Source organism: Shewanella alkalitolerans (assembly GCF_019457575.1).
GTDB lineage: Bacteria > Pseudomonadota > Gammaproteobacteria > Enterobacterales > Shewanellaceae > Shewanella > Shewanella loihica.
This window is the reverse complement of record NZ_CP080422.1, coordinates 1,539,850-1,555,579: the sequence shown is the minus strand read 5'-3', so window position 1 is coordinate 1,555,579 and position 15,730 is coordinate 1,539,850. Positions and strand designations below refer to the sequence as shown.

10 protein-coding genes and 1 pseudogene are annotated in these 15,730 nt (G+C 43.4%); 1 reads left to right on the top strand and 10 read right to left on the bottom strand.

The genetic code is table 11. The annotated features are described in order from the left end of the window. Positions 1-277 precede the first annotated feature (277 nt). The 8 genes and pseudogenes from K0J45_RS06915 to rfaH form a co-directional block, all read right to left on the bottom strand. Positions 278-1,215: pseudogene (locus K0J45_RS06915) on the bottom strand (IS5 family transposase). A gap of 250 nt (positions 1,216-1,465) precedes the next feature. Further along, positions 1,466-2,542, bottom strand: a complete 1,077-nt coding sequence (locus tag K0J45_RS06910; protein WP_220044763.1) for a DegT/DnrJ/EryC1/StrS aminotransferase family protein — start codon at positions 2,540-2,542, stop codon at positions 1,466-1,468. After that, positions 2,543-3,973 (bottom strand): lipopolysaccharide biosynthesis protein, encoded by a 1,431-nt coding sequence (locus K0J45_RS06905; RefSeq protein WP_220044762.1) that lies wholly within the window; start codon positions 3,971-3,973, stop codon positions 2,543-2,545. It lies immediately after the preceding gene. Then, positions 3,970-4,839, bottom strand: a complete 870-nt coding sequence (gene rfbA, locus K0J45_RS06900; RefSeq protein ID WP_220044761.1) for a glucose-1-phosphate thymidylyltransferase RfbA — start codon at positions 4,837-4,839, stop codon at positions 3,970-3,972. Before rfbA ends, K0J45_RS06905 begins: the two co-directional genes overlap by 4 nt. Positions 4,840-4,903: 64 nt before the next feature. Continuing rightward, complete coding sequence (gene rfbB, locus K0J45_RS06895) at positions 4,904-5,965, bottom strand: dTDP-glucose 4,6-dehydratase (protein WP_220044760.1); 1,062 nt, start codon at positions 5,963-5,965, stop codon at positions 4,904-4,906. Between the two features lie 210 nt (positions 5,966-6,175). Further along, positions 6,176-7,150 carry a Wzz/FepE/Etk N-terminal domain-containing protein gene (locus K0J45_RS06890; protein WP_220044759.1) on the bottom strand — a complete coding sequence of 325 codons (975 nt, stop codon included), beginning with the start codon at positions 7,148-7,150 and terminating at the stop codon, positions 6,176-6,178. An 84-nt stretch (positions 7,151-7,234) separates the two neighbouring features. Then, positions 7,235-9,997 (bottom strand): SLBB domain-containing protein, encoded by a 2,763-nt coding sequence (locus K0J45_RS06885; RefSeq protein WP_220044758.1) that lies wholly within the window; start codon positions 9,995-9,997, stop codon positions 7,235-7,237. A 786-nt stretch (positions 9,998-10,783) separates the two neighbouring features. Next, positions 10,784-11,311 carry a transcription/translation regulatory transformer protein RfaH gene (rfaH, locus tag K0J45_RS06880; protein ID WP_220044757.1) on the bottom strand — a complete coding sequence of 176 codons (528 nt, stop codon included), beginning with the start codon at positions 11,309-11,311 and terminating at the stop codon, positions 10,784-10,786. A 577-nt stretch (positions 11,312-11,888) separates the two neighbouring features. Between rfaH and K0J45_RS06875 the strand changes: the two genes are divergently transcribed. After that, entirely contained in the window at positions 11,889-13,358 is a 1,470-nt protein-coding gene (locus K0J45_RS06875) for a peptide MFS transporter (protein WP_011865198.1), read from the top strand. Positions 13,359-13,463: 105 nt separating this feature from the next. Here K0J45_RS06875 and K0J45_RS06870 read toward each other — a convergent pair whose 3' ends face one another. Further along, on the bottom strand, positions 13,464-14,567 hold the full coding sequence (locus K0J45_RS06870) for a response regulator (protein ID WP_220044756.1): 1,104 nt from the start codon (positions 14,565-14,567) through the stop codon (positions 13,464-13,466). 130 nt (positions 14,568-14,697) lie between these two features. Further along, positions 14,698-15,429: an MlaA family lipoprotein gene (locus K0J45_RS06865; RefSeq protein WP_223294805.1), complete on the bottom strand. Its 732-nt coding sequence runs from the start codon at positions 15,427-15,429 to the stop codon at positions 14,698-14,700. Positions 15,430-15,730: the final 301 nt, after the last annotated feature.

Sequence of the window (15,730 nt, the reverse complement as noted above, 5' to 3'; positions counted from 1 at the left end):
TTACACAATTCAAAATAGATCCGCATAAATAGTATTCTGTGATTGTAGCTAACCAACTGCTAATTACGAAATTTCATAAACTTATGACATCACCGTTATCTGACCTGGTCAAATGAATTCGGACAACCTAGGGAAAGCGCGAATAAGTCCAACAATTTAGGTCTTCATTAAGTATTTGCTTTACTAGCCTAAATTATAAACGCTCAATGTCGAAATTCGGCCAATTAATGGGCATTTCAGGCCGAATCTTGGGCCTATTCCGGGCTATTCCCGGATTTCAGACAGATCTTGGTTGTCGTCGCAACATCTGGTTTACTGTAAACAGGTTTGCCAAAGTGAATAACATGGCCAACTGTGAGTCATTTTTCATTAACCCTTTGTAGCGTGCTTTGATGAAGCCGAATGGGTGTTCTACCTTTGCTCGGATGCTGGCTTTTAAGTATTCGATGTTGATAATTGTCTTGTTCTTGCGTGGGTGCTTTTTCAGTGCCCGGATTTTACCGGGGCGCTCGGCAATCAGCCATTCCAAGTTCGTGTCTTTCAATTCTTCCCGTTTCTGTGCACCTTGATAACCGGCATCGCCGGAAACGAATTCCTCTTCATCGTGAAGCAAATTATCCAATTGGTTCAGATCATGTTCGTTGGCAGCTGTGGTGACCAGCGTATGAGTGGGACCCCTCTTGGCATCCACACCAATATGGGCTTTCATGCCGAAGTGCCATTGGTTGCCTTTCTTGGTCTGATGCATATCTGGGTCTCGCTCATTGTTTTCATTCTTAGTGGAGCTCGGTGCTTCAATTATGGTGGCATCGACCAACGTTCCCTGCGTCATCATCACACAAGTCCGACAGCCATTGATTAACAGTTTTGAATAATTTTCGTGAGAGTTTATGCTTTTCCAGCAAGTGCCTAAAGTTCATGATGGTGGTACGGTCAGGGATCGCTTTATCGAGTGACAATAGTGCAAACTGACGCATTGAAGCAATTCGTATAACGCATCTTCGGTCGCTTCGTCACTAAGACTGTACCATTGCTGCATACAATGAATGCAGAACATTGTCTCAAGTGGATAAGGACGGCGACCGTTGCCGACTTTGGGGACTTCGAGCAGTTGAGACCACGGCAACAGGTTCTCCATCCAGGATAAGAAAATCTCTTTGCGAGTCTGACGACGCTTGCAAACTCACTATCGGCAAAGGTTAGTTGTTGGCTCATGGGTGTTGGTCGTTGTGATGGACTGTGCCTCTATGATCTCATATTAGGGACTTATTCGCACCTTCCCAAGCTTTCATGCGTTCCCCCTGGCAGAACTCCCTAAACAGTTGCCCTGTTATAAATGCTTACCGTGAATCGCAATATCTTCACCTGTTATCAACTCATTGCAGTCGTTGATCATGCGACAAAACTCTTAAACCTAATTAAGACTAAATCAGGTGCTTAGTAATTTTTCATGCCCCAAAAATAGTTACACTAAGCATTTGACTTTCTCTATGACAGATGAAACTTCATATGACGTCAAATAGGCATGCATTGGCAAGCACAAAATACGCTCTGACGCAGCTATACTATTTTTAGTTCCATAGTTATGACTATCAACAAATATTTGGTCTAAAGATGGTTCGAAATAATTACGCGATTGAATATTATTAGCCTTTAGACTATTTGCAACAGTTTTCATTTGTCTCCCATTTTCTAACAGTATTGGCATGTAGGCTCCGTTAGTATTCGCCTGAGGGTGCCATTGTGGTATCTCCACAACACCCTTGAGCCCTTCACAGTACTGATGAAACAGTTCGCTCCTGTGGTTAAGAATGTTATCTATCTCTTCGAGGTTTACCAAGCCTACTGCAGCTTGATATTCATTTAGCTTGGCGTTAATACCAACGTCAACTACCCTCCCACCTTGCCTAATACCGAAATTTATGAGCTCTTTAGCTCTATCGAAATTGTCACTATTTTTAAAGACAATTGCGCCGCCCTCTACGGTATGGAAGATTTTAGTTGCGTGAAAACTTAGCGTACTAGCATCTCCGTAGTTAAGTACAGAATCTTCACCCAATTTAATACCAAATGCATGTGCTGCATCATAGATTATTTGGAAATTATTTTCCTCGCTTAACTCACCTATTGATTTCACATCACAAGGGTTTCCGTATACATGCGTCGCAACAACGGTATCGGCTTTGCAGCCTTTAAGGTAAGCGAGCCTAATGGCTTCAGGTGATAAATTAAGTGATTTTTTATCGATATCGGCAAATCCTAGTTCATCATGCTGCCATTTGAATGCACTCACGGTTGCGACAAAGCTAAATGGTGTAGCGAGGAGATTTCGAGATCCTATAGCTTTTGCTGCCACCTGCAGTGCCGAAGTTCCATTATTTGTAAGTAGAAGGTTTTTTACGCCTAAGTAATCTTCTAACTTTGCAGTTAACTCGCTATGTAATGGGCCAAAGTTTGTATACCAGGAATTTTCATTTACTTGTTCAAGTAACTTATTTAATTTTTTTAGGTTTGGTTTTACTGGGCTATTTAATACAATCACTTACGCCTCCTTTAATAGTGTTTTAACTTCACTTACTAATGTTTTTTGGAAAACTACTATTAGTACTATGTATGCAGTTAATGCACTACTCAGCATTATGATAATTTTCATCCAATTAATTTCTATTTCTGCACCTAATTGATACCCTATCAATGCTGCAATAGCTGTTATTAATCCGATAGGCAAAAGGGCTTTAAATTGGTCCAATTGTGAAATGCTAGATAGTTTTGCTGTGTAATAGGTATTAACAAACAAAGCTAAATAGGACGTAACGACCATACCAATGCACATCGCGGCAATTCCCATTGGCACAGTTACAACTAGTGCAATTGTTGCTATTATTTTTTTTATAATCTCAAGCTTTAAGAATAGATCTGATCGACCTTTTACTTGCAGCATATTAAGGTTAATTGCATGAATAGGATAAAGTGTAAACGCCATTGTTAATATACTGACCATAGGTGCGCTATCTTGCCATTCTTGACCTAACAATAAGTCAATTAATGGCTCAGCAATAATACAGATACCGAACATTACAGGAAAGATTACCATAGTCGATATTTTTAGTGTTTTTAGATATGCTTTTTCTAACTTATTCTCATCAGCCTGAATTGCACTTAACATTGGATAGGTAACTTTTTGTATAACGTTCGTAATTGTTGTTGCAGGTAATGTCGATAGTGTACTCGCTTGATTGAATATACCGAGTTGAGCTGCGCTAAACTGTTTACCGATGATTAAGCCGTAAAGGTTATTATATATGGTATCTAACAGCCCTGAAGCTAATAATTTAGAGCCAAATCCAAATAGTTCATTAAAAGCATTTTTACAAAATTTTTCTGATGGCCTCCATGGAGATAAAATATTAAGCATGAAAACGCCAATAAATACTAAGAGTAATTGCTGAGCAACCAGTGTCCAAACACCGAAGCCATAAAATGCCATGGTAAGCCCAGCAGATCCACTTATTATTAGTGCGACAAAGTTTGCCTTAGCTTGCTTTTTAAAGTTTAATGCTACAACAAGCTTAGTTCTAGGGATTATTGCAAAGCTATTAATAACAATGGTTAATGCTATTATCCGTGTCAGCACTATTAATTCTGGCTGGTTGTAAAACTTCGCAATAAACGGAGCTGCTAAAAATAGAATCCCATAGAAAATTAAAGATACCACTAATGAAAAATAAAAGGTTGTAGCATAATCTTTTTCATTTCTATCTGTTTTACGTATTAAAGCCGAACTAAAACCACTGTTTACGAAAACATTTGCAATAGCTATAAAAATTGCTAACATTGCAACTAGGCCATAAACTGACGGCCCTAGAATATTGGCAAGTGTTAGGGTAATAACCAGACCAATACCATGATTACCAAAACTGTCTATTGCACTCCAGACAAGTCCTGATTTTACCTGCTGTTTATTATGCCTCATTTTATGTCTAGAAGTTGTATTAGGTAATTACCGTATTCATTTTTGCGCATTGATTGAGCTGATTTATACAATTGCTCTGAACTCAACCAACCATTACGCCATGCAATTTCCTCTAGACAGGCAACTTTAAGCCCTTGAACATGTTGTATCGTTTGGACAAAGTTAGAAGCTTCGTGGAGGCTTTCATGAGTACCTGTATCAAGCCAAGCAAATCCACGACCAAGGAGTTCTACATTCAGTGTTCCTTCGTTTAGGTACATCTGGTTGATACTGGTAATTTCTAGCTCACCACGCTCAGAAGGCTTTACTTTTCTGGCTTTTTCAACTACTGAGTTATCGTAAAAATAGAGACCTGTAACTGCATAATTGGATTTAGGGCTAACTGGTTTTTCTTCTATTGATAGGGCACACATTTCTTTATCGAAATCAATAACACCAAAACGCTCTGGATCTTTTACATGGTATCCAAATACTGTAGCGCCTTTCTTGCGATTTTTTGCACTTGCTAGTGTTGTAGGAAAACCCTGACCGTAGAAAATATTATCGCCTAAAATTAAACATACAGGTGAATTTTCGATGAATTTTTCACCTATAATGAAGGCTTGAGCTAATCCATCAGGTGACGATTGAACAGCGTATTTTAGATTTATTCCAAAGTCTGACCCATCTCCTAAAAGGCGCTTAAACCCTTCGTTGTCTTCAGGAGTAGTAATGATCAAAATCTCTTTAATACCAGCTAGCATTAAAGTGGACAAGGGATAATAAATCATTGGTTTATCGTAAATGGGTAATAATTGTTTTGAAACACCACGTGTTAATGGGTATAAACGAGTACCTGAACCACCTGCTAAAATAATTCCTTTCATAAATCCTCAGCTTTTATATGGTAGATATGCTTAGAAATAAAATATCCAATTAAGCATTAATGTCTTAACGCACTCTTTGATAGCTCCCATCTTGAACGTGTTTACTCCATGTTCGATTACTTAAGTACCATTCGATAGTTTTACTTAATCCGGTTTCAAAAGTTTCCTCAGGGCTCCAATTCAGCTCTTTGCTCATTTTTGATGCATCGATCGCATAACGACGGTCATGACCGAGTCTATCTGTAACATAAGTGATTTGCTCAGAGTAAGGAGTCTGTTTAGGAACTAGGGCATCTAAAATTGAACAAATTGTCTGAACAACTTCTAAGTTCTGCTTTTCGTTATGACCACCGATATTATAGGTTTCGCCGACATCACCTTCAGTCACGACTTTATATAGTGCTCTGGCATGATCTTCAACATATAACCAGTCTCGGATCTGGTCGCCTTTACCGTAGATAGGTAATGGTTTTCCTTCTAATGCATTGAGAATGACTAGCGGAATTAGCTTTTCAGGGAAATGATATGGACCGTAGTTATTCGAACAATTTGTTACGATCGTGGGCAGCCCATAAGTACGTAACCAAGCGCGAACTAAATGATCGCTAGAAGCTTTTGATGCTGAATACGGACTACTAGGAGCATAAGGAGTGGTTTCAGTGAATAGAGGTAACTCGTCTGAATTTTGTACTTCATCAGGATGAGGCAAGTCGCCATAAACCTCATCAGTAGAAATATGATGAAAACGAAAGGCTCTCTTTTTATCTGCAGATAGCTCGTTCCAATATGCACGAGTCGCTTCAAGAAGGGTGTAAGTACCAACGATGTTGGTTTGAATAAAGTCAGCAGGGCCTGTTATTGAACGGTCCACATGCGACTCTGCAGCGAGATGCATTACTGCATCTGGCTTGTTTTCATCGAAGACTCTATCTAGTTCAGCGCGATCGCAGATATCGACTTGCTCAAAAGCGTATCTTTCATCTTTATCTACGCTAGCAAGCGACTCAAGATTACCTGCATAAGTTAATTTGTCGACATTGATTACGCTATCTTGAGTATTGTTGATAATATGGCGAATGACAGCAGAGCCGATGAATCCGGCTCCACCTGTGACTAGAATCTTCATTTATTACTACCAAATTTGATAAGTTTAGCCATACGAAATGGCTATTTAAGAGTGAAATATTTGCAGAATTTGATTTTTCTATCTCAGCATTTCAAATCCTGCTGAAGCACTGTACATCCATTTTGAGACCATTTATTTTCATAATCTCATAAAAAGCCTAGGTTTTACGGTATTTTACAATCTAGTCCCAATAGGATCTTAAATTTTTATCTAACTTTCTTTTCTTACGAAATGTCTTATAAGAACCAGCATTACAGATAACATACCACCTAGCATGATACCTAATACACATATTAGTGCACGTTTGGGTTTAGCCTTTTCTTCAGGCACTAATGCAGGGTCGATTGTTTTAAATACATATTCATCTCGTACTTCAGCGAACATGATAGTTTTGGCTTGCTCTTCGATTAGCTTGTAAAGAATTGAGCGAATGTCGGCAACGTTCGTCTGCGCAATTTGTTTATTCAAGAAATCACTGCTGCGGATTGCTTCAGCGACATCACGCTCTTTCATTACTTTGTTGATATCTTCAACTAGCCAATTAACCCATTGTTGAGCTATAGCTGGCGACAGATGCTCCACAGATACGGTGACCATGCCAGTATCCTTCGCAGAATTTACGCTAACTATCTTGCTAAACTCTTTAAAAGCTTCCTGCATTGAAGGTTCAGGCTTAAAAGGGGCTTTAACTTCTCTTACCCATTTTTTTGATGCAACATCATATAATTCGTTATCATATACAATGCTGTTATCGGCCATGTTCCATTTATCTGCAGCAATCAAATCAGGCAAAAGATTGTGCTTTTTAATGAAATCACTCGCAAACCGACGCGATTTCATCACCTCGATGGCCATCTGAGTCTTATCAACACCACCGCCACTACCTAAGTTAATGCCAGCGATACTCGCTAAGCCTCCAAACTGAGAAGCTAAAGCACTTAGACCGCCCCCCTGCTCCTCACTTGCCGGTGCCAAAAGTGCCTCAGACTTATAGATATTAGGCTGCATGATGGCAAAAATAACCGAGCCTATGGCAAATACGGCCGTTATAGCAATAATTAACCACTTGCCTTGCCAGATGACTGAAAACAGCTCTCTAAGGTCTATTTCATCATTAGCTTGTTGTACTTGAGCGCGCATATCGGAAAATTGGGCATCGCTATAGTTTTTTATCTCGGTGGACATAGAATTTGTGTCTCTGAGTCTCATTATCCTAAAAAGAAACCAAGCACTTTAAAGAGAGTCTCATCAAAGTGCTCTTATGCAAGGTTATAATTTGGCAATAGTGGCCAATGCAACGGCGCTGTTATAAATAATGCCGGTGACCTGGGTCCAAAGCGTTAGGTTATCTTTATACTCTGTATCCAGCGGTACGATAATGGTGTCACCAGGAGTTAGCTCTGTATTACTGCTAAACCACATGGAGCGATTTGGCAGGAGCACCGAACCATTTGCCTTAATAATGTAGGTTCTATCTTCATCGGCGCGCTCTCTGGCGCCACCAGACATCTCAAGATACTGATCTAACGTTAAGCCTTCTTTAAACCTATGAGTGGCAGCATGTTGTACCTCACCCATTACCGCAATCGTCTGCTTAACTGACGGCACATAGAGAATATCTTGATCTTCAAGCTGAATATCGGCCTGTTCGATACCAATTGATATAGCAGACAAATCAACAACCAAACGACCTACCGCCTTGATGTTTTCAAGGTCGCTTAGCATCATCTGCGCATCACTGTAATTCACCACATTGCCATCTTTGGATACGCCGCGAGTAGCAATATCTCGGCGTAATTGATCGGCAAGCTTCTTAATTTCAAGCTGCTCTTGCTGACGCACCGACTCACGAACAAACACAGAAGACGGTAGGTAGGCATACTGGGTAAATCCGCCAGCACGGCCGATCACATCGGCAAGCGTTTCACCACGGCGAATATTATACATCCCTGGGAATTTTACCTCACCACGAATCTCAACCGCCTTGTTTTCCTGCCAATCAGGCGTTGTCATTACCGTCAAGATGTCTCTGGAGTTTAGTGCCACATTGGATTCATCAATACCTGCCAATGCGTCATCTAAATTAACACTTGAATGGCTAACGCTAGACTCTTCACTTCCAATTACCGTAGTCGTCAGTTCTGCACGAGCCGTGTAGGCGCCTTCAATCAATCCACCCGCTGCAATAACTAAGTCTTTAACCTTAGCCCCTTGAGAAAGGGGATACACACCAGGATGACGTACCTTACCGCTTATGGCGACGACTTGCGTGCCTTTATCTGAGTTACCTTGAGCAGATAGCTGTGCAACGACTGGATAGAGCAGCTCGCTGCGATTCATAGCACCACTGAGCTTAATCAGTTCCTTATCATCAAATAAGTTAGCCAACATCTTGTTGACTTCACCCTTAACGAGTTGCTCTTTATCATCAGGTGCTTCTTTTGCAACAACGACACCACCAATTTGACTACGCTCAGAAAGTTGCATCTTATCCAGCTGAGAGAAACCAGCCTTAAACAGATCGTTACCCACAAGGCTATCACCCGTAAGTGAGGTCACCTTTTTAACTCTCTGTTTAACCAACTTATTTAGTTCATAACGATTTTGAGTATCATCGCTATAGTTGAACAGCATGACTTTATCGCGAGGCGCTAATAACAAATCTTGCGTAACATCTTTCTCGGCGATGGCACGGCTAGGAGAGAATTGCAGTACCTTAACCTTTCCGTAGCGATTCACCTCTCTCACAATGATCGCATAATTGAGATCGGCTGATATAGAAAGGTCTCCCCAAAGTGATGGCAGAAGATCGCTAACCTTTTGGCCATCAAACCACTGGTATTTTCCTGGTCGAACGACAGCACCAACCACGGTAATGGCATCCTCAAACTGACCAGAGGCATTTTTTACGCGAATAAAATCACCCGCTTGCGCCTTTGTTGATTTACCTTGAGTGGAAGTTAAATCGACATTCACGATACTACGAAGGCCATTACTATTATATCGCTCAATACTACTGCTCTTGGGATAGGCACCGGGTTTGACGCCAGCGGCCATCGCGACAATATCTGCAACCGTTTCATTACGCTTTAATTCATAAATGGCAGGGCGACGCACTTCACCAGTAATACTGACGAGTCCACCTACAGGGGGAATAAACACCACATCGCCAGAACGCAAACGTATGTCACCTGACGCATCACCTCGCATCAAGAGATCGTACAGATCCATGCTGCCGACTAGCTTGCCATTACGCTTGACCTGAATGTTACGCAGTGAACCAATCTCGTTCACCCCGCCGGCGACAAACAATGCCTGGGTGATAGTAGACAGACTCGAGACGGTATATGAACCTGGCTTATAGGCATCACCGGCTATAAAGATACGAATAGAGCGCAGCTCACCCATGGTGATGTTCGACTCAATCCCTATCATCTGCTGAGAAATGCGATGACTCAGAGACTCTCGAAGTTCGGCAAAACTTAAACCCGCTACCGAGATAGGACCGAGTTCAGGGAATTGAATGCTCCCCTCACGATTAATGACCAGGTCATACTCTTTATTATCTTTACCAAAGAGCTGTACCTTAATTCTGTCACCAGGACCAACCAAATACTCACTAGGGACAGGCACATCGGAGACAGGGGCAAAGGTGGTAGGTTCACCTTGAAAAAGCTCGTAGCCAAAACGTATTAGCTGCTTCTTCTGTTCATCCTGTGAGAAATTAAGCTCATTAGCCGCATCGCGGGAATGATCGACCACTTCATTAGTTGCACGAGGCTGACTAAATTGATCATTTACTCGAGGCTGAACGACTTGCGGATTATCGAGATTTTGCTGCGATGCACTGGCGCCGCCAAGCATCGCAGGATCGATTCCATACTGGCGGGCAAGTCTTTGCTGCTCAGAGGCTGGCAGATTTTTAAACTGCTCTATCATTTGCGGCGACGGCGTGATGGCCTGCACCTGGGTCCCCACCAAAAACAGTGCGGCAACCGCTGTTATAATGACTTTTTTGGTTCGTTGTAACACCGATAATCTCCATTGATAAAGGCAAGGTCTAAATAAAACTTTCCGGCTTAAGCAGATAAAATCTAAGTCAATTACTGGCATTCGGACACGATACAGAACCGCGTGGAGGTGACCTGACTCAGTACATCCTGTAGTTCACTCTTCGAGCCAGCTAAAGCTGTTAATGCTTGTTCCTGACAATCATTTTCGGCTATCGCTTAACGAATACTATCTCAAAATGCTTAGTGTTCATTCGATGCCCTGCGGGCACGCTAAAGATCCGCGTGGCGGCCAGAGGCCTTCGGCTATCGCTTAACGAATGAAACTTTTCATTCGATGCCCTGCGGGCACGCTACCGCCCATAGGTTACGGCTCCCAACATGCCCTTCGCCACGCGAAATTCAGCTTTTAAATCACTCTTTACTAAAATACTTTGGTTAAGATGCCCTACAAAATGACACATTCAACAAAGTACTTTTGCGCTATCTTGAAGAAAAACGATTCATTGTACTGGAACAAAATGACAATTACTGCTCATATACTCGTCAATCGTTTAATACAATCGAATGCGGTAAGCACAATCAGCTTAAAATCACTCAATACAGGCCTTCAACGACCAAAATCTGTTACCGAATAACCAAAATGCCAACAAAACGGGAAGATTAATCTAACAACGAATCGCGCGTTAATAGCAGATCTCTTACAAAGATTAGCGCCAACGACCTACTTCTTATCCCTTATAAACGTCTAGCTTTTACTTCAAAGAGCTATTTGACCAATCAGAAGCTACCCAATCGGCTACCTTTCTCAAATCCCCTTGATGCTAGCCCTCGAGACAGACACCCTCTTTTGCTGGCCCATGATCTCAAAAAGAATGTGACAGCGCTTATCACCACTCTGCTCTTCAAAGATCCCTTCAAGCTCCTTAAATGGCCCTTCGACAAACTTCACCTTATCGCCGACAGACAACCTAGGTTCATCGTTGTCACTCAACAAATCATCACTCGGTAATTGCAGCGCGTTAAGCAACTTAGCCTCACGCATCTTAATGGAATGCACTATGGCATCGTCGATCGCCGTCATCTCTTCTCGGCAACCTATGATTCGAGACACCCCTCGTGTCGAGTGAATCTTACTTACGCTGATCTCTAGCGGGTCGAAATAGATAAACAGGTAACAGGGAAATAGCGGTAGACGTTTTACGCTAGTCTTACCGGATTTAGTGATCTGTTGCGGGAGAGTGGGCAGGTAGGTCTCTATCTGTTGCAATGCAAGATTTTGCTGCGCGCGCGCCTCGCCGCGAGGTTTGCAATACACAAGATACCAAGACTTCATAATTTCCTTAAGGACCTAGTTTTATCGTTAGCTAACACTTAATAACCGCTATGACAGAAACCACTGCGGACTTACTTTCACAATTGCTGTGTTTTGCAAGACGCTCAGAATAACGCGCAACGCAAAGATAACGAGATAATTCAGGTGACATCCAATTCACGGCCGAAATCATAGCAAATACTCTAGGTCAAAGAAAAGAGCGTTTTTCCTCTATTTTACCCACCCGCTTTGTTATCTCAGGTCAAATCTTTCCGCGGCGCGTCACAGGCCATTAACAATCATGCCCTAGCCCCTCCAACCAGTGATGATTTGTTGGTCAGTTAACCCAGGTAAATTGACTTTTAGGCGATGAAAAGGGTATATAAGATGGGTTTGATAAAATTTAATACCCTAAATATTAAAATATAATAAATTCTCGCAACAAGCTTAGAACGCAACAAGGAAGATTAGATAACATTTTCATTAAGTTAGACTAATCGAGCGTCTCTATCCAACAAGCGAGCTATATTAGCAACAACCATTTTTCTACATAGTTTTTGTTATGTAGGCAATCACAAGCTGAAGGTGGAAGACTTACATGAGTGCAGCAAAACCCCAAGGTACGATGCTCGGCCATCCTAAGGGACTGTTCCTGTTGTTTACAACTGAGTTATGGGAACGTTTCAGTTACTATGCGATGCGAGCCATCCTGGTACTTTATCTCGTCGACGCAGTACAATCCCAAGGTGGTCACGGTCTAGGTTGGACCCAGGCAGACGCCCTAAATCTTTACGGTACATTCACAGGTCTTGTTTATCTGACTCCCCTCATCGGTGGCTGGCTCGCCGATACATTCCTAGGTCAACGTAAAGCCATCATGATAGGTGGTGCCCTGATGGCCGCCGGTCAATTTATTCTTGGTACCCCGCATGCTTGGGTACAAGGCATGGAAACTGAAGTCTTCTATGTTGGTCTGGGCGTCCTAATCTTAGGTAACGGCCTATTCAAGCCAAATATCTCTACTATGGTGGGTGATCTCTATGAAGAAGGCGATCACCGCCGTGACGGAGCATTCACCATCTTCTACATGGGTATTAACGTAGGCGCCTTCCTATCGGGCATCATAGTTGGTTCTGTCGTAGCTTACTTCGATGGTAACTTCCAAGCAGGCTTCATCTGCGCCGGTATCGGTATGATCCTCTCACTGATCATCCAGTTCCTGTTCGCACAAAAGCTGCTTGGCGATATCGGACGTGTACCCGCCGCCCAACTTGAAAAGCAAAGAGCTGCAGAAAAAGGTGAAGTGCGCAAAGAGCCGCTAACCAAAGTTGAACGCGATCGCATCAAAGTGATCATGGTCATGGGTCTGTTTACCATCATCTTCTGGGCTGGCTTCGAGCAAGCCGGTGGCCTGATGAACCTCTTCACCAACGACTTCACCGACCGTATGATCGGCAGCTGGGAAGTCCCAACTACCTGGTTCCAATCGCTGAACGCTATGTTCATCGTGATCTTCGCCCCTGTAGTTGCCTCTATCTGGGTTCGCCTGGGTGACAGAGAGCCAAACTCTCCGGTGAAATTCGCGCTAGGTCTGGTGCTGCTTGCAACAGGCTTCCTGTTCATGATCGGTGCGGTACTCGAGATGGGCGGTGACGCTAATGCCAAGTCAAGCATGTGGTGGTTGGTAGGTGCTTATTTCTTCCACACCATGGGTGAACTATGTCTCTCTCCAATCGGCCTGTCTATGGTCACTAAGCTGGCTCCACTGCGTATCGCATCACTCATGATGGGTGCATGGTTCCTGTTTGTTGCCGCGGCTAACAAGATTGGCGGTATCATCGGTTCATTCATCGGCCATGGTGGTGCAAAAGAAGAGCAGCTAGCCAACGCTATGTCTATCTTCGCCGGTATCGCTATCACGGCCGCACTGTCAGGCGTTATCCTCTACTTCATGGCGGATAAACTGGTTGACTGGATGCATGGCGCCGAAGATAGCCACCACACAGAAGAAGAAGCCTTAGAAGAAGAGATTGCTATCACTGCCGAGCATGAAGCAATTAAGCGCTAATGACTTATCGCTAGATAACTAAAATTTAGTTCCATAAAAAACGCCACTCAATGTGGCGTTTTTTGTTTTTAGACTTGGTGAAAATGGAAAAATTTCGAGGAATAACTAGAAGCTCATCTGCACATAGCCACCAGGGGCAACCTCAGGGCTATAGCTCAAACCGACAAACTCATCATTGAGTAACATCTCCCTATGCTCGATATTGCTAGAAGCCACACACAGGCTCTCTCCCGGCATTAAATTGCGAAACTGAGTGCTGGGCTGGCCCCACTCTAAAATACCCAGCTGCAAAGCGTCTGGCATCGCTAGCGGCATCAAGCCTTCTTCGTTGCGGATATAGCATCTCAGCCCCTTCCCCGCCTGGGCGATAGACGCCCGATAATGAGTCAGCTCAACCACGGCATAGACGATATCCACATAGATATCTAACCCCGACTTACTCATCCGCTCATTGAGGTAACTCAACATATTGAAAGGCTCGATGACAGTTTCGGTATTGTCATTGCGAAACTGTTTAAGCTTCTGATTGACAAAGCTCTTCAGCAGTACACTCGCAAAGGCGCAGCGATTATCTTGGGGATGAAAATGCGCCATATACATGATGAGATAACGCTCGCCCACATTGACACTATCGATAAAGTAAGCGCTGACCTCGTCATGCTTGAACAGGCTATAGTCGATCTTGGCCTTGGGATAATCGATGACAGAGGGAGGAAACAGCTGCTGCTGAACGCTCTTAGCTGCCTCGGCGTTCTGCTCAAGCAGATTAAGGTGCTCTTCCAACTCTTGATAGGATAATTCGTCGAGATCTTCCAGCTGCACATCTTGCTGACTACTGCCGCCCACACATTGACGGATAGCATTCTCGATAAGACAGAGGTCGTTAACCGGCTTAACTAAGTAATCGCTTGCGCCCACTCTGAGCGCCTCGACCACATCGGCCATCACCTGGTTACCGGAAATGACGATTGAAAGGGTATCTGGCTTGCGCTTTATCATCTGCTTGAGCATATCCAGCCCACCCAGGATAGGCATGCTGAGATCCGCCAGTACGATGTCAAAATCGTGCTGACTAAACCGCTCTAACCCCTGCTGACCATCATCGGCCTCAATAACGGTCGCACCGCGATTGGTCAAGAAGGCGGCCACAATACTGCGAAATACCGGGTCGTCTTCCACTAACAGTATCACTAGATCTTCTAACGCCATTTAGCTTCCCCAGGCTTGCACTCTGGCTAAGCCGAAAAATCTAGTACATCCATATACGCCTAGATAAGCAACATCTTATCGCTAGTTCCTTCGCCTATTATGAAACAATGGGTTATGCGGGACACTGATGTTAATCAAGCTCTGTCATGTATTCGTCGAGCAATTCGTCATCATCAGTCGACACGGGTATGTCGCCATCATAAACTTTATAGTCAAGATGCTGAAAATACGCTTCCTTAACAAAAGTGTAGGGGTCAAGTGCATTATCGACAAGTCTTTCTTGGTCAATTGCCGATGCGCGCCTGTGTAGGTTTTTCAGCCCCCACTTGGCCAAGGATTGCCACATGGTCAACTCAGACAGCGGAAAATAGAGACCATCCACCCAATCCGAGGCCAATTCTCGAGTCACATAGGGGCCTAAAAACGGTGCCATAAAGTAAGGACCGTTTGGCACACCGTAATAGCCTAACACCTCATTAAACTCGTCCTGTTTACGCTGTAAGCCCATCATGTCGGCTACATCGATCACCCCTAACAGGCCAATGGTGGTGTTAATGGTAAACCGCCCGCCGGCATTGGCCGCCCAACCCCACTTGCCCTGTAGGGCGTTATTCACCATGGAACTGGGTTCTTCGAAGTTGAGGACGAAGTTATTAACGCCAGTCTTCACCGGCCTGGGCAAGATATCATTGTAGCCATGAGCCACGGGGCGATAGAAATATTTGTCGAGAAACTGATAGTTGAAATCCCACATGGCGCGGTTAAAACCCTCCAGGGGATCGCGTTCATCGTTATAGATAATGGTGACTTCTGCTGTGGTGCTATCCGTTGCACGCTCATCGCTTGTGTCTGTCTGTGCCATCGCCTGGGCACCAACCAATAGCAGACTCAACGCAATCCATTTACACTTCATATAAATTAGTTTCCTAATTAGTATTCACACGGCTAAAGTCACCAGCTATTGTTGACGATAAAGTGTTAATACTAGACTACACAGTTTGGTTTTCCTTTTCAGATCGCTAAGGATACTCAGCTAAAGCGATAGGTCAAATTGAATTTTGTAATAAGACATTCATGGAGCATCAATTTGAGGTTAACAATTGAGTAATTCCCGTATCGACATGCCCGCCCCAGCGGTATCTGGCGGTGAGCTTCTCAATCAA